Annotated in this window: 21 protein-coding genes and 1 pseudogene; 11 read left to right on the top strand and 11 right to left on the bottom strand. The window is 62.3% G+C overall.

Features of this window, described 5'->3' with window-relative positions; genetic code table 11:
- Window positions 1–406 (bottom strand): IS110 family transposase (locus tag L0963_RS19195; RefSeq protein WP_234181326.1); only part of this gene is annotated, 406 nt, incomplete at its 3' end.
- A gap of 153 nt (window positions 407–559) precedes the next feature.
- On the opposite strand from L0963_RS19195, the pseudogene L0963_RS19190 reads away from it, so the two are divergent.
- Together L0963_RS19190 and L0963_RS19185 are read left to right on the top strand one after the other, a co-directional pair.
- Window positions 560–898: pseudogene (locus tag L0963_RS19190) on the top strand (integrase core domain-containing protein); the annotation flags it as partial.
- Window positions 899–1,284: 386 nt separating this feature from the next.
- Entirely contained in the window at window positions 1,285–2,349 is a 1,065-nt protein-coding gene (locus tag L0963_RS19185; protein WP_234181324.1) for a hypothetical protein, read from the top strand.
- 424 nt (window positions 2,350–2,773) lie between these two features.
- Here the strand turns inward: L0963_RS19185 and rnk are convergent, their stop codons facing one another.
- Complete coding sequence (rnk, locus tag L0963_RS19180; protein WP_040590219.1) at window positions 2,774–3,187, bottom strand: nucleoside diphosphate kinase regulator; 414 nt, start codon at window positions 3,185–3,187, stop codon at window positions 2,774–2,776.
- 557 nt (window positions 3,188–3,744) lie between these two features.
- Here rnk and L0963_RS19175 point away from each other — a divergent pair.
- The 5 genes from L0963_RS19175 (at window position 3,745) to L0963_RS19155 (ending at window position 6,349) form a co-directional block, all read left to right on the top strand.
- Window positions 3,745–4,086, top strand: coding sequence for a hypothetical protein (locus L0963_RS19175; protein WP_234181321.1), 342 nt, complete (start codon window positions 3,745–3,747; stop codon window positions 4,084–4,086).
- Complete coding sequence (locus L0963_RS19170; protein ID WP_234181319.1) at window positions 4,083–4,904, top strand: uroporphyrinogen-III synthase; 822 nt, start codon at window positions 4,083–4,085, stop codon at window positions 4,902–4,904. The genes L0963_RS19175 and L0963_RS19170 overlap by 4 nt, the downstream gene beginning before the upstream one ends.
- Window positions 4,905–4,940: 36 nt before the next feature.
- Window positions 4,941–5,645, top strand: coding sequence for a hypothetical protein (locus L0963_RS19165; RefSeq protein ID WP_234181317.1), 705 nt, complete (start codon window positions 4,941–4,943; stop codon window positions 5,643–5,645).
- A gap of 147 nt (window positions 5,646–5,792) precedes the next feature.
- Window positions 5,793–6,041 (top strand): hypothetical protein, encoded by a 249-nt coding sequence (locus tag L0963_RS19160; RefSeq protein WP_234181307.1) that lies wholly within the window; start codon window positions 5,793–5,795, stop codon window positions 6,039–6,041.
- On the top strand, window positions 6,038–6,349 hold the full coding sequence (locus L0963_RS19155; RefSeq protein WP_003046930.1) for a hypothetical protein: 312 nt from the start codon (window positions 6,038–6,040) through the stop codon (window positions 6,347–6,349). Before L0963_RS19160 ends, L0963_RS19155 begins: the two co-directional genes overlap by 4 nt.
- 265 nt (window positions 6,350–6,614) lie before the next feature.
- Here the strand turns inward: L0963_RS19155 and L0963_RS19150 are convergent, their stop codons facing one another.
- Window positions 6,615–7,523: a LysR family transcriptional regulator gene (locus tag L0963_RS19150; RefSeq protein ID WP_234181305.1), complete on the bottom strand. Its 909-nt coding sequence runs from the start codon at window positions 7,521–7,523 to the stop codon at window positions 6,615–6,617.
- A gap of 89 nt (window positions 7,524–7,612) precedes the next feature.
- Between L0963_RS19150 and uraH the strand changes: the two genes are divergently transcribed.
- The 3 genes from uraH (at window position 7,613) to L0963_RS19135 (ending at window position 9,439) form a co-directional block, all read left to right on the top strand.
- Window positions 7,613–8,011 carry a hydroxyisourate hydrolase gene (uraH, locus tag L0963_RS19145; protein ID WP_234181303.1) on the top strand — a complete coding sequence of 133 codons (399 nt, stop codon included), beginning with the start codon at window positions 7,613–7,615 and terminating at the stop codon, window positions 8,009–8,011.
- Between the two features lie 86 nt (window positions 8,012–8,097).
- The gene (locus tag L0963_RS19140; RefSeq protein WP_234181301.1) at window positions 8,098–8,481 is read left to right on the top strand and encodes a GlcG/HbpS family heme-binding protein; all 384 of its coding nucleotides are present in this window, start codon (window positions 8,098–8,100) and stop codon (window positions 8,479–8,481) included.
- Window positions 8,482–8,494: 13 nt separating this feature from the next.
- Window positions 8,495–9,439, top strand: a complete 945-nt coding sequence (locus L0963_RS19135; protein WP_234181298.1) for a DMT family transporter — start codon at window positions 8,495–8,497, stop codon at window positions 9,437–9,439.
- A gap of 183 nt (window positions 9,440–9,622) precedes the next feature.
- On the opposite strand, the gene L0963_RS19130 is transcribed toward L0963_RS19135, so the two are convergent.
- The 3 genes from L0963_RS19130 to L0963_RS19120 all read right to left on the bottom strand — a co-directional run bounded on the left by L0963_RS19130 (window position 9,623) and on the right by L0963_RS19120 (window position 12,050).
- Window positions 9,623–9,859, bottom strand: a complete 237-nt coding sequence (locus L0963_RS19130; protein ID WP_234181296.1) for a hypothetical protein — start codon at window positions 9,857–9,859, stop codon at window positions 9,623–9,625.
- A gap of 2 nt (window positions 9,860–9,861) precedes the next feature.
- The gene (locus tag L0963_RS19125) at window positions 9,862–10,173 is read right to left on the bottom strand and encodes a hypothetical protein (protein WP_062764507.1); all 312 of its coding nucleotides are present in this window, start codon (window positions 10,171–10,173) and stop codon (window positions 9,862–9,864) included.
- 89 nt (window positions 10,174–10,262) lie between these two features.
- Complete coding sequence (locus L0963_RS19120) at window positions 10,263–12,050, bottom strand: chloride channel protein (protein ID WP_374393250.1); 1,788 nt, start codon at window positions 12,048–12,050, stop codon at window positions 10,263–10,265.
- A 72-nt stretch (window positions 12,051–12,122) separates the two neighbouring features.
- Here L0963_RS19120 and L0963_RS19115 point away from each other — a divergent pair, with 72 nt between their 5' ends.
- Window positions 12,123–12,527 (top strand): MarR family winged helix-turn-helix transcriptional regulator, encoded by a 405-nt coding sequence (locus L0963_RS19115; RefSeq protein WP_003046953.1) that lies wholly within the window; start codon window positions 12,123–12,125, stop codon window positions 12,525–12,527.
- 83 nt (window positions 12,528–12,610) lie between these two features.
- Here L0963_RS19115 and L0963_RS19110 read toward each other — a convergent pair whose 3' ends face one another.
- The 5 genes from L0963_RS19110 to L0963_RS19090 are packed head-to-tail and all read right to left on the bottom strand — an operon-like array spanning window position 12,611 to window position 14,840.
- Window positions 12,611–12,898 (bottom strand): DUF1971 domain-containing protein, encoded by a 288-nt coding sequence (locus L0963_RS19110; RefSeq protein WP_003046956.1) that lies wholly within the window; start codon window positions 12,896–12,898, stop codon window positions 12,611–12,613.
- Complete coding sequence (locus L0963_RS19105) at window positions 12,895–13,278, bottom strand: group III truncated hemoglobin (RefSeq protein ID WP_234181292.1); 384 nt, start codon at window positions 13,276–13,278, stop codon at window positions 12,895–12,897. Before L0963_RS19105 ends, L0963_RS19110 begins: the two co-directional genes overlap by 4 nt.
- A 13-nt stretch (window positions 13,279–13,291) precedes the next feature.
- Window positions 13,292–13,741: a globin domain-containing protein gene (locus L0963_RS19100; protein ID WP_234181290.1), complete on the bottom strand. Its 450-nt coding sequence runs from the start codon at window positions 13,739–13,741 to the stop codon at window positions 13,292–13,294.
- Between the two features lie 35 nt (window positions 13,742–13,776).
- The gene (locus L0963_RS19095) at window positions 13,777–14,121 is read right to left on the bottom strand and encodes a histidine kinase (RefSeq protein WP_234181288.1); all 345 of its coding nucleotides are present in this window, start codon (window positions 14,119–14,121) and stop codon (window positions 13,777–13,779) included.
- Between the two features lie 29 nt (window positions 14,122–14,150).
- Window positions 14,151–14,840: an alternative oxidase gene (locus tag L0963_RS19090; RefSeq protein WP_234181286.1), complete on the bottom strand. Its 690-nt coding sequence runs from the start codon at window positions 14,838–14,840 to the stop codon at window positions 14,151–14,153.
- Window positions 14,841–14,902: the final 62 nt, after the last annotated feature.

The raw sequence follows: 14,902 nt of genomic DNA, 5'->3' as shown, positions 1-14,902 counted from the left end.
TCCCTGCCGCCAGCGGATCGACATAGCGCTGGGTCGCGCCGATCTTCAGCATGTGCAGGATGACTTGCGCGTCCTTGGAATCATTCTTGTCCCAGCCATTGTGCAGCGCTTCGCGTGTCCGAGCCAAGGCGACCGACGAAATCAGGCGCAGTTCGCACCCGGCGGACAGCAATCGATGCGCCAACGTGCGGTGATAGTTGCCGGTTGCTTCAAAGCCGACGATCACGGGCCTACCGATGGTCGTCAGATCGTCCGCCAGCCGGTCATAGTCCGCCTTCGTTGCCATGACGGTCATACGGCGTCGGCGGCCGCCCTCCGGTCGTTCGAGGAGAACCTCCTGGCGGTGCTTCGACATATCGATGGCTACCAGGACGGCGTCGGGTGGCGTAGAATACAGCTTGGTCATGATCGGTCAGCCTCCAAAGGGTTGTGTCGACAACTTCTCTTTAGAGACCTGCTGGCAGGTCATGACTGCCTTGATGAAGCCGGCGGGCGCTACGCGCCCTTGTCTCCATCAAGGCATCGCGGCCCTTCGAAAGGCTGCTTCCCAATGTGCTACGGTCCCGAGTTCGTCGCCCATGCGGTGCGCGAATGGCTCGGTCGGCTCGGCGTCACCACCCTCTATATCGAGCCCGGGAGCCCTTGGGAGAATGGCTATATCGAGAGCTTCAATGCCCGCCTGCGGGATGAACTGCTCAATGGTGAAATCTTCTACAGCCTGGAGGAGGTCCGGTGCGTCACCGGATGGTGGCGCGATCATTACAATCGCCTCCGGCCGCACAGCAGCCTCGGATATCGACCCCCGGCTCCGGAAACGATCAAGATGCCAGCCTGGCCGCTCGGCTCCGCTGCGCTCCGCCTCCCGCCCAGGCTGGCATCGGAGGCAATCTTCAACTAACTATGCAACCGGACCAGTCATCGCGGGCAGTCCATATTTGCTCGCGGGCGCATAACGTTTACCTGTTATTTGAGATATTTATATCATGCGGAGCGCCTCCCTTCGACGTGGCGCAGGACTAGTTGGGGCATTTCGAGGACGCGCATAGCGGCCCCGTCGAGCACGAGCGCCTGAGACCCAGGCACGTATGCAACATTGCGGATCCAATCGAGCTAGGAGCCGCTACCACCATGCTTGGCGTCAACGCCTTCCCGCCATCGTCCAAGGCGGGACGTTCCATTTTGGAACCGTGATAGCGCTCTATCGCCCGTCGAATGGGGATCGGCCAATATTTACAAAGACATTGTGGCTGTGCATTCTAGTCGGAAATCTAAGGGAGACGCGCGATGGCATCGTTCCACAAAGCTTGCTTTTGCCTTCTGTCCGTATCGGCTGCGGCCCTGTCTGCAACGCAGAGCGAGGCTAATGGCGGGATCGCTACTCGGCCGGCGAGCAGCGCGGTGATGAGCTCCTTTGCGGCCGCTGCGCCGGCGGTCGCCTCTCGAACGGCTTTGCCGATTGAAAAAGGCATTTATTATGCCGACTATTCAGGCAGTTGCGCCGAGGCGACCGAAATATTTTTCTACGATGGCACCTCCTACGGCTATATTATTCAGTCGCTTCCCGGCAACAGGATGAACAGTCCGCGCGATGCGGCTCTTGATGCGCATAATATCAGCCGAACCGGAGCGTCTACGCGTGGCAGCAAGGACTATGAGCCGGATCTCGTTGGCTTTACCCGTATCTGGTCAACCGACGATTTCATTTCGGAGGCAGGATTTCCCATGGATGCGCGCGGCATCAAGGCGGGCGCTGCGGGAGGCTTCATTTTCCGCGAAGGTAGCATGAGCGCCCGCCGAATGGAGTATAGCGATACAGCTTACGGGAAGTGCGCTGTCTCCCAATTATCACCTGCAATGCAGGCCACGGTTCGAAAATATCGGCCCGCTCTTGCTAATGGCGCGCCGCCTTCAGGTAATGCCACCACGAACGCTCAGCCTAAGCCAACGGCCGGCGCGACCTCCTCGACCATTCCCCTGCAGGCCGGTTACTATGCCTATGTCGAAGGCACATTTTCGACCTGCTCCAAGCCTGTCACGACGCCCATGTATTTCGACGGTTCGCGCTTTTGGGAAGAGAGCGATGTCAGCGACCCGAAACATGAATATTCAAGCCAAGCCGTGACGTGGCAAATGGCGGGTCCCGGTCGCTTCCGCATCGCGTATCGTACGCGCGATGAAGACGGACGCTGGGAACCGAGCTTGGCTGTCAACGAATATGTCCTGAATGGCCCGCAATCCTTCACATTTGTCGGCGCGTTCGGGGGACCCTTAAATTCAAACGAGAAATATCAGCTGTGTTCCGCGACGCAGTTGCCCGCCAAGGCGCGCTGGTACAAGGCCGCGCAATAGTGGCGCCGATGGCCGAGTTCGAAAGGGTTTAAAAGATAATGCTGTGGGCGCAGTCGATTTTTTTTCCCAACCTGTGAGCCGTGCGATGCACTGACGCAGGAGATCGGATTGTATGTATGACGGGTGAAGCGGTCGCTGTCCCCCGCGTCAGAGTGTCTATCCCGGGCGCCCCTTCGAGCCAAACTCTAATACCTCTGCCCCCCGCATACGGATGCAGGCCCGCAAACCTGTTCCAACTTGGCGGCCTGCCTTCCATGGGATGTCATAAGATTAAATCGGCAGCTTTGGTCCACAAACTTATCGTAGCGGTTAGTAGCTTATCGTTGCGGCTAGTTGCCCGAGATTTGTGTCGAGATGGCTGCGGCCGACCTTTTTCATCAAGACCACGTGCGACCGTGAGCTTTTGCAGGTAGCGGCTCGCAGACTAAATGACCGGGTTTCCGCGCTCGACCGACATGACCTTCAACCGGCGCTCTCGCCCGTCCCGGTCTGGCCACAGGATCGTCTGGCCCGGCTTGAGCCCGACCAATCCGGCACCGACAAGTGTGAGGACCGAAATCCTGTTCTCTGCAACATCCGCGTCCTTCGGGAACACGAGCTGGTAGCGATACTCTCGGTCGCTGGCCTCGTCAGTGAAGGTGACATGGGAATGCATCGTTACCGTGCCCGGCGGCATCCGCGCTGCCTTGTGAAGAACCGCGCGGGATATCTCGCCGAGCAGCAACTCGGCGACATCGGGCAGGCGGTCTTCGACCGCGAGTGCGAGATTGGAGAGGCATTCGGCCTCGCTATCGATCATATGGACGGACGGCCGCCGGGCAGCCTTCGAACTAGCCATTGTTTCGCTTCCTGAATGGAAAAAGGGCGCCGGCGCGGCGCGATCATGTATGGATTTTTCGGCCCCGAACCCGGAGCCGCATCGCGCCGTGGTCGGGGCTAAAAGCCGACGAGCAGGGTCCCCGCGTGAAGACGGAAACTGAGAAGGCGAACACGCTTTGGCATGAGCCGAAGATGGTGGCTGCCCGCCGGGAAGTCAAATACTATGCGGCATGCCTGCTATAGATGTGCATGCGGCGGACCCGATTTGGTGAGAGAATCGTGCGATCGGGACGGCGCGCCGGGCTTTTGCAGGCGCAAGGGCGGCGATTTGGCTCTCATGCCGCTTCATGATACAAGCCGCGCATGTTGTGCTCTACGGCATCCCGATTTCTGGCGCACGCTGGCAGCCTGCTGACACGCTGGCCGGCCTCGGCCCGGCCCCGATCCGCCTGACGCGGAGCGGCGCGGCGCCCGAGGCTCATGCCGGTCACTCCACACCGGCACCCCCGCATCTTTCCTGATCAAGGACCTGCGCAAGCCGGTCGATAACGGCGGTCAATTCGCCGGGAGTCTTATATGAGCACCTCCTTGTCCGAAGCGGAAGCTTTCGGCGTCCTCCGTACGCGGCGCAATCAGTTCGAGGCTGCCGCGGCCCAATCCTTGCAAATGTCCGGCGCAGACTCGGAAGCGGCTGTGCGGAACGCGTCCCTCCTGGCCGACCTGGTGCTGGCGGGCTGCGACAAGGATGCCGCACCACCAAGCGATGCCGCCGCCGTGCCGCGCGGGCAAATCATTGCCTTCGGGGACAGCCTCGTGCCTTTGCTGAGAGACGTGATCGGCGAGCCGCCGCCGCACTTCCTCGCTCGGTGCGTGAATGCCTATTGGCGGTGTGCCACCGCGGCGCTCGAAGCGGCATGAACCGCGCGCGGGTCTGGGTCACCCGGACCGACCCCTTCAATCGATTGACCGTAAAGCGTCTTGCCGCAGCGGGATATGACGCGCTCGGCGCGCCGGTTCTCGCCGTCGTGCCGCTCGCGGTCCCCCCCGTCGTGAAAGTGCCCGATGCTCTGATCCTCACGAGCCTCAACGCCGTACGCCTCCATCGGTTCGTGCCTGCATTCGCCGGCCTTCCGCTATTTGCGGTCGGGGATCGGACCGCGCGATACGCGCGCGCGCGGGGATATCGGTGCGTCGCCTCGGCGCGGGGAGACGTGCAGGCGCTCTGCCGCCTGATCAGGGCCGAACTGGATGAAGGGGCCGACATGCTTCACCCGGGTGCTGTCGACACCGCCGGCGATCTCGAAGCCCTCCTCGAACACCGCTTCCGGGTGCGCAAGCTTCCCGTCTACGACGTCAGGGAAAGCGATCCGCGAGACCTCGAATGGATATGCGGCGCTCTGCAGGACATCGATCATGTCCTGATCCATTCGCCACGCGCAGGACGATACGCAGCGTCGCTGATCCAGGACACGGCACCGCGCTGGACCGGCAGCATCCACTGTATATCCGAAGCGGCAGCGGCGCCTTTTCGAAGCAACCCGGACTTGCGGGTCGTCGTCGCCGACCACCCCGACGAACGGTCGCTGCTGGGCTCGCTTGGCGCCGGTGGCGCGGCGATCGATCCGGTGTCCGATCGCGGCGACCCGCATACGGATCTCTGCCTTCACGGCCGATCGGCCGCGCGCACGAAGGGCTTCTTCTCGCGCTTCGGAGTACGGCTGATTCGAGGAGACTAGCCCCGAACCCGCATGCCGCGGGTTCGGGGCGTCAGCTTGACGAACCGCACGCAGCTTCGCCGGCAAAGCTTGAGGTCCCCGGTAAATCCGCGCGCGCGGCGGGCTCTCCTTGTCCGCCGGTCTCGAAATCTTTGTCCATCACGCACGAGCCGCCTGCCCACGCGCCGCCGGCTCATGGAGGTATATGTGAACAACATGAGGGGGCAGCAAATCCTGCTCGATCATCTTATCGTCGGTGCGGCCCGCCGGGCGAGCGCGCTGCTGAACGACCCGAACCAGGCTGCAGTTTTGCGCACGCCCTCGGACTGCGGGCTGACCCCGATCGACAGGCTCGAATATTCTGCGATGGCTGAAGACCAGTTGCTCGCGGTCGCGCTGCGAAGCTCAGCCGGTCCGGCCGACTCCGAGACAGTCGCGGCGGTGCTCGCCTGCCTGTTCGCAACGCCGCCGATGCGGGTCGCTGTCGAGGCCCAGCGGCATGCGGCATTCGGACCTTTCGCGGGCGCCGGACTGCCGATCAAGCGCGCCTGGGAAGCGGGAACCGAAATATCACGGCGGGCGCGGCAGCAAGAAAGCGAACCGCTGCGGGATCTGAAGAACTATGCGGATCTCTACTGCGACCTTTGGTGCGACCCGAGAATTGCTGCGCCGATTTCGGTCCGGCGCGAAATGCTCGCGCTCGTCAGCGTCCTCAGCGCACTTGCCCGCTCGGAGGCGGCCGAGCCGCAGAACATAGGATGAGACGGCATCAAAGAAGGGCCCGGCGCCCGCGGATGACATGGCGGGCCGGCCTGCTGACGATGGCGGTCCTGGTGAGCCTGTTTGCCGCCGGCTGTTGGCTTGCCGGCTTGCTGGTCGCGGCTGCTGCCTGAGCGAGGGAGATAGGAAATGTCTATTGAAATCGCGGGCCTGTCGCTCTGCTGGAAATATCATCTGGAAGAGATCATGGGGCTCGTCCTCGCCGCCGCCGTCGCCGGTCTCTACAGCCTGATGTTTGCGGTTAGCGAGCGCAACAGGGGATGGCTGATCGCAGCCTGCCTGTTCTTTGTAACCTCGGCCGTGCTGGTCGTCGTCAGTCCGCAGGATGATTCGGCAACCATGCGGAGCGTCGCGGACGAACGGCAGGGATGCAAATGACGATCCCCCTGCCTGAGCCGCCGCCGTTCGGGCCGGACGCCTGTCCCGACTGGCACGAGCTGGCCGATCTGCTCGCGCGATACCCGCATCTTGGCGGCCGCGCCCGGCGGAGATTGCTGTCGCTTACGGAGGGTCTGTCGTCCGAAGCGCGCAGCGCGCTCCGCCGCGATCCTGTGCGAGCTGCGAAGCTGTCGCGTTTCGAGACCGAGCATGCGCTCCGGCCTATGTCAGCGCTGCCCGGGGCCGCACTCGCCATATTGGCCGCAGCCGTTTTGCTGCTCCTGGTCGCACCGCGCCTTTCGCCATGAGGCCCGCGGGATGCGCTCCTCCGCTCCGGTCGCCGGAAGATCAGCCGCGGGAAAGCGCTTCGGCGCCCTCGCCCGTGCCGCGTGACGACGCGACCGCACTCAGCAAGGCGATCGTGAACGCTGCCGGGCGGCTCATCGACCCGAAATGTCGATCAGCGGGCTGAAGGGACCATATCGGACACCCTATATCTTGGCACCGCTGTGATCCTCGGTAAATGCCGCGATCGCGGCGCGAAATGTTCGGACGGACTGGGCAGGCTCGCGATCAAAGGCCGGCCGCTGCGCGGTCCAGCGGCCCGTTCGCTACGCGTTCGAGCGACACGATTCGGGTCAATGCCGCCAGAAGCTCGCTTGTTGCTGCATCTTGTTCCCATGTGTAAATCGACAGCGTCATGGGCATGACGGGCTCAAACTGCCGGCAGATATGAACCCTGTAGGGCTCGATCGTGGCAAAAGGCAGGATGGTTATGCCAAGCCCGGCTTCGACGGCGCGGAGCACGCTGACGAGACTGTTGCCCGTGAAGGCCAGATACCAGCGAAGCCCTGCGCTCTCGATCTGTTCGACCATCTGATCACGGTAAAGCCCACCCGGTGGAAAGGCGACCAGTGGGATCGGATCGGACCAGGGCTGCGCGTGGTCGGCGCTCTCGATCCACGCCAGCGGCTCGGAAAAGCTCGCGCGCGCGTCAGCCTGCGCCCGGTATTCCTTGACGATGACAAGGTCGAATTCCCCGTCGCGATACCGCCGTGACAGGTCGCGGCTGAGGCCCGTCGTGACATCCAGCCGAATATCAGGGTGCCGCGCGGCAAAGCGCGCAAACCCGTCGCCCATCGCGGCCGTCATCAAATCGTCCGGTAGGCCGACCTGCAGGGTTCGGCTGCCTGAAGGATCGGCCAGCAACGCCGCGGCTTCCCTTTGAAGTGCAAGAACGCGCCGCGCGTAACCGATCAGGCGTTCGCCGGCAGGAGTGAGCTTCACCGGTCGGGCGGTGCGATCCAGCAAGGGCTTGCGGATTCTGCCCTCCAACCGGCCGATCTGCTGGCTAACCGTCGACTGAGTGGAGCCCAGGCGATGCGCCGCGGCTGTGAAGCTCCCGGCGTCGGCAACCGTTATGAAGGCCTCGAGCAATCTTGGGTCGAACACGGCTTCATCATAATTGTGAATGAAAAGCATTCAATCATTTCATTCGGAAATGGATTAGCAATGCGCTACGGAAAGAATATCCCCATTTCACGGCTTCAGCGCATATCAGGATCAGATCGATGAAGATGTCCCGCCTCCTTACCGCGATCGCGCTTGGTCTCGTCGCCGCTCCGGCCGCGGCAGCAGAGATTTCGACCCATGTGCTCGACCTTGCGGCGGGTGTCGGGGGGGCCAATGTCCCCGTCACGCTTTCGAAGCGTGATGCCGCCGGAACCTGGGTGGAGGTGAGCACCACTCGCACGGACATGAATGGCCGGGTGCGCAGCTTTGGACCCGACGCCGATTTCGAAACTGGAATCTACCGGCTGCAATTCGATATGACCGCTTACCCTAACGCGGCGGCGACGCCGTTTTTTCCTGAGATTGCGGTGATATTCAATGTGTCCGACAAGGCTGGCCACTACCATGTCCCAGTGGTGGTCAGCCCCTACGGCTATTCGACTTATCGAGGCAACTGACGATGAATGGCCTGTTGCTGCCCCTGACGCTTGCTGTTGCGACCGCCCAGCCTGCGCCGGTCGCGCAGCGCACCGTTTCGCTCGACATGGCCAATGCGCTCGCCGAAGCGACGCTGGCATCGTGCCGGACGATGAACAGGGACGCGGTCGTCGCGATTGTCGATCGCGGTGGTAATCTCATTGCGCTCCAGCGGGCTGACAAGGTCGGGCCGCACAACATTCGCGCAGCCGAGCGCAAAGCCTTCACCGCCCTTTCGACCAAAGCAAGCACATCCGCACTGGCCGAGCGAGCGTTAACCGATCCGGGCGCGCGGAATCTCGCGCAGCTTCCTGAACTCCTGCTTCTGGGCGGCGGCCTCCCCATCCTGCATGACGGAGACGTGATCGGCGGCATCGGGGTCGCAGGCTCGGGTGGATCGGCAAGCAACGAGCAATGCGCCAGCGCGGCGCTCGCAACTTTCGCCCCATAAGCCGGAGCTTGGCATGCCCGCACTTCTGGAGCGAATGACCGGCTGGGTCTGGTCGCGCCCCTATCTCCTGCTGACGTTTACCGCACTGTTCTGGGCTGGCAATTCGATTGCCGGTCGCGCGGCGCGCGATGTGATGCCGCCGGTCGCGCTAGCCTGGTGGCGATGGGCCTTGGCCTTTCTGTTGTTGTTGCCGTTTGCATGGCCCCATCTGCGACGAGACTTCGCTACCCTCAAAACGCACTGGCGCTGGCTGCTGTTGCTGGGGGCTCTGGGGATCGGAACCTTCAACACCCTCCTCTACACCGGCCTTCAAACGACCACGGCAGTCAACGGCCTGCTGCTCCAGTCGATGCGGCCTGCGCTGATTCTCATGCTCGGTGCTCTCGTTTTCGGGGAGTATGTCCGGTTGCCGCAGGTCATCGGCATATGTCTCTCGATCACCGGGGCGCTGATGATCATTCTGGGCGGTGATCTGTCCTCGCTTCTCGAACTGGAATTCAATTCGGGAGATCTCGTGATCTGCGTCGCGGTTGTCGTCTGGTCCTTCTATTCCGTTCTGTTGCGCAAACGTCCGGCCGTTCATCCACTGAGCTTTCTGGCGGCAACCTTCGTGATCGGCATTGTCGTGATCGCGCCCTTCTATCTGGCCGAGATCATTGACGGCCGATTGATAGAAAGCAGTTCTGAAAGCTGGATGGCGATTGGCTACGTCTGCCTGTTTCCCTCGCTTATCGCCTATCTCTTTTTCAATCGCGGGGTCGAGTTGCTCGGTTCGGCAGCAACCGGGCTTTATCTCAACATCATGCCAGTTATCGGCGCCATGCTCGCCGTATTTATCCTCTCCGAACCGTTCAGATGGTTCCATCTTGTCGGCATGAGCCTGATCGGCGCAGGGATTTTCAGCGCCTCCCGCATCGCTCGTCAATCAGTCGAACAGTCCATTCCTGCCGCCCGCTGAGCATGGTTTGTCATTTTGGCGGCGCCCACCAGCGGGCGTTCATGCCGAATATTCGCGTCCGAGCGCCGCATCAGCACGAAAGACCGGGGTGGCGGTCGATCGAAACCGTTGCAATCGAGTGACGCTTGCGCTTCCGGACATGGAAAGGCGCCAACTTTCACGCTCGCGATGGGACCTGACACATCACGCCCCCGGGCCACGCATCGCGGAAGCGCCTTCGCTTGAAGGCCCCAAACCCAAGGCGCCGCGCGCGATCAGCAGCGCTTGCCGGAGCCGGCGGGTCCGGTTTGGGCCGATCCCATGAATTTCGTGAAGTATCCGGACCGCCACCGTGCGGATTTCTGCTTTCCCTGGCCGGCGCCGGCCGTTGATCGAGGAAACGATGACGGGGTAGCGCGACAGGAACGGTTTTGGCTGCATGCTCATGTCCTTCCATTGAACGGCCCACGCCGCGTGCCGGGGCCCGCTGGCGCTTTCGATCCGTGTTTGCGCCTTCGTCCTTCCATCCACATAAATGGGGCGGCGATCGTCAGCAATATCGCGGCCATCGACAATAGCTCGCCGCGGACCAGACGCATGGCGATCGCGAGAGACAGAGCAATCAGGAGCGCGGGAGCGCTCCATTCGGGGTGATGCGATCGTCCGAAGGCGCTCCACACCGTGATGACCGATGCGGCCGCCACCGCGAAGCTCCCCAGAACCAGCCCGAGGGCTTCCATCAGGTCGCTGAGCATCTGCACTATCGTTCGCCTGCTGGCGCCGATCGACCAATTGTCGCGAAGATCGGCGACGCACATAATTATATCGCATTACGATATAAAAATCAATCGGGTGTCGAACCGGCCAGATCCCGCCGGACAAAACGTCTTCGCTTCGTCTCGGCGCTCTGCTGCGCTCGTCGCGCCTTGAGCAAGTCCTGGCGGGATAGTATCCCCACTACTTTGCCCGTCTCGCGTTCGACGATCGGCACGCGCGCAACGCCTGTCTCGACCATGAGGTCTGCGACAATGCCGCAGGGCGTTTCGGGATGAGCCACTGCTTGCGATGCGTCCGAAAGCGTTTCGCCGAGCGTCGCGGCCTCATCGAAAGCACCTATCTTCCATCGCAGCGCGTCCGATCGCGATGCGAGCCCGACGAGGCATCCCTCGGCATCGACGACAGGATAACTACGATGAATCGCCTCGTCGGTGAAAAATCGCAGAGCCGGGCCGATCGTCATTTCGGCCGGCAGCGTGTCAGGCGCGGGCGTCATGAGCTGGCCAGCCTGCTGCATGTCGAGCGGATCGACGATATATTCCTGCAGGATGTGCCGTCCGCGGCGAGCGATTTTCTCGGTGAGAATCGAGCGCCGCATACACAGAACGCTGATTGCATAGGCGAAGCCGGATCCGGCGATAAGGGCCGGAAGCGCATCGAAACGGCCCGTCAATTCTGCGGCAAATATGATGCCGGTAAGCGGCGCCCGCATCGCGCCACTCAGGATGCCCGCCATGCCGATCATCGCCCAGAAGCCCTGCGAACCGGGTAGCCAGAGACCGAGGATGTAGCCCGTTGCTCCCCCCAGAATGAGAAGGGGTGCGAGCACCCCGCCGGACGTCCCCGACCCGAGAGCCACGAGCCAGACAATGGCTTTTGCAATCAGCAGGACGATGGCTGCGCGCAACGCCATCGAGCCATCGATCAGCGACTGGATATTCGAATAGCCGGCGCCAAGAACGCGCGCATCGATCAAACCGCCAACGCCTACGACTGTGGCCCCGATCGCCGGCCACCACATCCAGTGGACCGGCAGACGGTGGAACAGGTCTTCGACCCGGTAGAGGAAGGTGGAAAGCAGCGCGGCCTGCAGGCCTGCAACTATCCCGATGCCGGCCGAGGCGGCGACGATCCAGCCGACGTCCGGCGAGGGCCAGATACCGGGGAACATCGCGCCATCTCCGATCAGTCCGGGGCGCCATGCAGCGGCGACCAGAACACTGATGACGACCGGAACAAAGCTTCTCGGCTTCCATTCGAACAGGAGAATTTCGACCGCGAGCAGGATCGCGGCCATCGGCGTTCCGAAAATGGCGGTCATGCCCGCGGCAGCGCCGGCCACGAGCAAGGTCTTTCGTTCCGCCGCGCTAAGGTGAAAACACTGGGCAAAGAGCGAGCCGACGGCGCCACCTGTCATGATGATCGGTCCTTCGGCTCCGAAAGGTCCCCCGCTTCCGATCGAAATGGCGGCAGATATCGGCTTGAGAATTGCGACTTTCAGCGACAGGCGGCTTTCACCGTACAGGATCGTCTCGATCGCCTCGGGAATACCGTGGCCGCGTATCTTCTCCGAACCGAAGCGCGCCATCAGACCGATGATCAGGCTGCCGATGACGGGGACCGCTACAACGGCCAAACCCACGGCGGCATCCGAGATTTCCGCCGCCTCGGCCGAAATCCGTCCAAACCAGAAGGCGTTGGTGGCGATGGCGATCGATTTGATCAGGACCCACGCGCCGAACGCCCCGCCTGTGCCGACCACCGGCGCCAGAAGCGAAAGAAATATCATTCTGGCGTCGGCGCTATGGTCGGCAAGTTGATGGCCGGAAATCGTTCGTGCAGAAGGAAAGCTCACCATATGCCTCTTTCGAATGACGGAGGCGGCGCAATTATATCGTAATGCGATATAATTCAATCAGGGGCGTTCATGGCTGCGAATTCGACGGACATCGATTATGCCGCACTGGCCGAATTCCGGTACGCGCTGCGGCGCTTCCAGGTTTTCAGCGAGACCAAGGCAGCGGAAGCGGGGTTGAAGCCGCAACAGCACCAAGCGCTGTTGGCGATCCGCGGGGCGCCGCCCGACGAAGCGACGGTCGGATATGTTGCACGGCGCCTGATCGTGAAACCTCACTCCGCGTCCGAGTTGATAGACCGGCTCGAGACATTGGGTCTTGTTCGCCGCGAGCTGACGCAATCCGATCGCCGGCGGGCTTTGCTCAGACTGACACCACAGGCACTTGATATCCTGTCAATTCTGTCTGCGGCACATCGCGAAGAGCTGCGACAACTCCAGCCCCTGCTCGTCAAGCATCTGTCGAAGCTCGGCTAGCCGAAGGCGCCGGGAACGGCCGCGTCCCTGAGATACTCCCCCGGAATCGGCGAGCCGCCGCGCGCGGGCTGCGCGCTCGAGGTTCAGCGCAGGAATTCAACGAAGAACCGCACTCGCCCAACCGCTTCGACTCTGTGCGCGATCGTAGGTTCGACAATGCCCGGTTCGCTCTCCGGCGTGATGATTATTTCGGAAGCGAGCCGTCGTTCGTCGGTCACAAGGTAGCGCAATCTGCCCTCTTCGACGTGAATCAGACCCCAGACGCCCTCTTTCGTCGCATGGTCGCTCATCAAGGCAGCGGGCGTCGTCGCTTCAGTAAATGTGGCGGTTCGTTTGTAGGATCGAACACCGGCGGGCAGGGTGGTCGTCATGATCTCGCCAATCGTTCACGCTGGAACTGGACGCTAAGCTGCAGGCTTTCGGCGATCCGCGCTGCCTTCGCCTGAAGTACGGCCGCAATACCCGGATCGAGAAGATCTCCGGTGGTTCTTCGCCACAACGCCAGCCAGCGGTCGAAATTCGCCTTGGTCATGGCACCTTCGTGACGCAGATGGGCGACCATCGGCTGGCCCTTGTAACGCCCGCTCGTCAGCATGATCGACGACCAGAAGGCTTGCAGCTTTTCAAGATGCTCGTCCCAGTCCGCGATTGCGCGGTTGAAGACCGGACCAAGAACCGGATCGGCCCTGACCCGCGCGTAAAATTCGGGAATGAGCTTCGCGAGGTCCTGCTCGGATAATTGCGGTTGCATTCGGTCTACCCGGTCAGGCTGCTAAGGCGTCTTCATAGGCTTGCGCCTCGGCTGCGATGAGAATGTCGGCGAGCATCCAATAAGCCTCTCCCCAAGCCGCCAGCACCTCATCGGTAGCGACGTCGGCCCCGAGCACGTCGCGGATCGCAGGAAGCAGGGCTTCGGCGACATAGGGATAATGTTCGGCCTTGACGCCGGTCTCGACATGGCGCGCGACCATGCGCGAGACCGCCGTACCGAAGTTCGCAAGCTTGTCGATATTGCGCGCGTAGGCAAGGATGGCGCCCGCAAGGCGTCGCGGCTGCTCGCCGCTGCGCTGGGCCGCCTTGTCGAACAGCGCCTCAATGGCGGGGTTTTGAAAGAGCCGCGCATACATGGCGGTGGTGATCTCGACGCCGTGTTTCTCGAGCGCCGGAGCGGTCGATTTGACGATGGCGATGGCTTGGGGAGAGGCGGTGCGCATATTATACTCCTTTGTTTCGATGGGTGTCGCGCTGGTCAAGCGGCGGGGCGATGGGTCAGGATTTCGGTCAGGGCATTGGTCAATTCGTCGCCCGTCAGCGGCTTTTCTATCAGCCGCGCGCCGAGCGCCGCGGCCGAGGCGCGAAAGGCGCGGTCAGGATGCGTCGCGAGCACGATGGCTGGCGACGCGCTCCCGGCGGCGCGAAGGCCGGCAAGCCATGCCAGTCCGTCGCCGCGAAAGCCCTGGTCGACGACCAGGCACACGGAACCGGTGACGCGGTCGGCGTCGCCGCGAATGTCAAACCCCTCGAGCGTCAGCAAAAAACCGAGCGCGGAGCGAAGGGCGGGATCGCTCGCCAGAAGTGTAACCGGCCGATCCATGCCCTTCTCTCCTTGCCTTGGGCCTGCGCTCAAGCCGCCTTCTTCCAATTGGGTTCCAGCGTCACATGCGGCGGACACTCGGCCACCGCGCCGACGGGCAGACCGGCGAGCTCGTTGGCGAAGCCGTGGTTGACATCGCGGTGGTGCGCCTCGTCGGCGCGAACGACCAGAACGACGTCACGCAACGTCGCATCGGCGGGCAGGCCCCAATAATGTTTGGCGATCTGGGGCGCCGGGACGTTCGCGCTGCGGCCCTCGTCGATCTCGGCAAGATAATGTGTGTAGCTGATCACCGCCTCTTCCTCGAAATAGCCCACGACGCGGTGCGCTGTCTTGGAACTGATGAGATAGAGCGCGAAGAAGCAGACATAGAACGCCCATTGCACGCCGATGATCACCGCCCGCTCGAAGAGCGTCGGCTTGGAGATCTCGATGAAGGTCATGAGGTGCATGCGCTCATTCTCGGCCTCGTCCATGAGCGTCTTGATCCAGCCCCTGTCGTCGCACATGCGGCGCAGGCACGCGAGATGGTTGATCGTGGCGCCGACCATGCCCGGCACAGCGGCGACCGTTTCCAGAACCACGGCGCGATGACCGTAGCGCTCGGCGAAAAAAGTGTCGGCGCACCAGCGCAGCGCCTTGGTGAAGCCATAAGCGACACGATCGGACAGACCCTTGGGGTTGTGATGGACGCTGAGATCGATGAAAGGTGCAGTCATGGGAACATCTCCGTTCCGGCGGCAGGGGTAGAGATGCCGTCGATGGGGACGAAATAGGCCGG

Source organism: Sphingopyxis sp. NFH-91 (assembly GCF_021401285.1).
Lineage (GTDB): Bacteria > Pseudomonadota > Alphaproteobacteria > Sphingomonadales > Sphingomonadaceae > Sphingopyxis > Sphingopyxis terrae_A.
This window is presented reverse-complemented; position numbering and strand designations above follow the sequence as displayed.

What these genes read in the sequence shown, in the direction of transcription:
- L0963_RS19140 (WP_234181301.1), top strand. Translation starts at nt 8,098, where the DNA reads ATGGCCAATGCGCTCGCCGAAGCGACGCTGGCATCGTGCCGGACGATG.
- L0963_RS19155 (WP_003046930.1), top strand. Translation starts at nt 6,038, where the DNA reads ATGACGATCCCCCTGCCTGAGCCGCCGCCGTTCGGGCCGGACGCCTGT.
- L0963_RS19170 (WP_234181319.1), top strand. Translation starts at nt 4,083, where the DNA reads ATGAACCGCGCGCGGGTCTGGGTCACCCGGACCGACCCCTTCAATCGA.
- L0963_RS19110 (WP_003046956.1), bottom strand. Translation starts at nt 12,898, where the DNA reads ATGACGACCACCCTGCCCGCCGGTGTTCGATCCTACAAACGAACCGCC.
- L0963_RS19090 (WP_234181286.1), bottom strand. Translation starts at nt 14,840, where the DNA reads ATGACTGCACCTTTCATCGATCTCAGCGTCCATCACAACCCCAAGGGT.
- uraH (WP_234181303.1), top strand. Translation starts at nt 7,613, where the DNA reads ATGAAGATGTCCCGCCTCCTTACCGCGATCGCGCTTGGTCTCGTCGCC.
- rnk (WP_040590219.1), bottom strand. Translation starts at nt 3,187, where the DNA reads ATGGCTAGTTCGAAGGCTGCCCGGCGGCCGTCCGTCCATATGATCGAT.
- L0963_RS19115 (WP_003046953.1), top strand. Translation starts at nt 12,123, where the DNA reads ATGGCTGCGAATTCGACGGACATCGATTATGCCGCACTGGCCGAATTC.
- L0963_RS19125 (WP_062764507.1), bottom strand. Translation starts at nt 10,173, where the DNA reads ATGCTCAGCGACCTGATGGAAGCCCTCGGGCTGGTTCTGGGGAGCTTC.
- L0963_RS19160 (WP_234181307.1), top strand. Translation starts at nt 5,793, where the DNA reads ATGTCTATTGAAATCGCGGGCCTGTCGCTCTGCTGGAAATATCATCTG.
- L0963_RS19135 (WP_234181298.1), top strand. Translation starts at nt 8,495, where the DNA reads ATGCCCGCACTTCTGGAGCGAATGACCGGCTGGGTCTGGTCGCGCCCC.
- L0963_RS19100 (WP_234181290.1), bottom strand. Translation starts at nt 13,741, where the DNA reads ATGCGCACCGCCTCTCCCCAAGCCATCGCCATCGTCAAATCGACCGCT.
- L0963_RS19175 (WP_234181321.1), top strand. Translation starts at nt 3,745, where the DNA reads ATGAGCACCTCCTTGTCCGAAGCGGAAGCTTTCGGCGTCCTCCGTACG.
- L0963_RS19185 (WP_234181324.1), top strand. Translation starts at nt 1,285, where the DNA reads ATGGCATCGTTCCACAAAGCTTGCTTTTGCCTTCTGTCCGTATCGGCT.
- L0963_RS19130 (WP_234181296.1), bottom strand. Translation starts at nt 9,859, where the DNA reads ATGCAGCCAAAACCGTTCCTGTCGCGCTACCCCGTCATCGTTTCCTCG.
- L0963_RS19105 (WP_234181292.1), bottom strand. Translation starts at nt 13,278, where the DNA reads ATGCAACCGCAATTATCCGAGCAGGACCTCGCGAAGCTCATTCCCGAA.
- L0963_RS19095 (WP_234181288.1), bottom strand. Translation starts at nt 14,121, where the DNA reads ATGGATCGGCCGGTTACACTTCTGGCGAGCGATCCCGCCCTTCGCTCC.
- L0963_RS19150 (WP_234181305.1), bottom strand. Translation starts at nt 7,523, where the DNA reads ATGCTTTTCATTCACAATTATGATGAAGCCGTGTTCGACCCAAGATTG.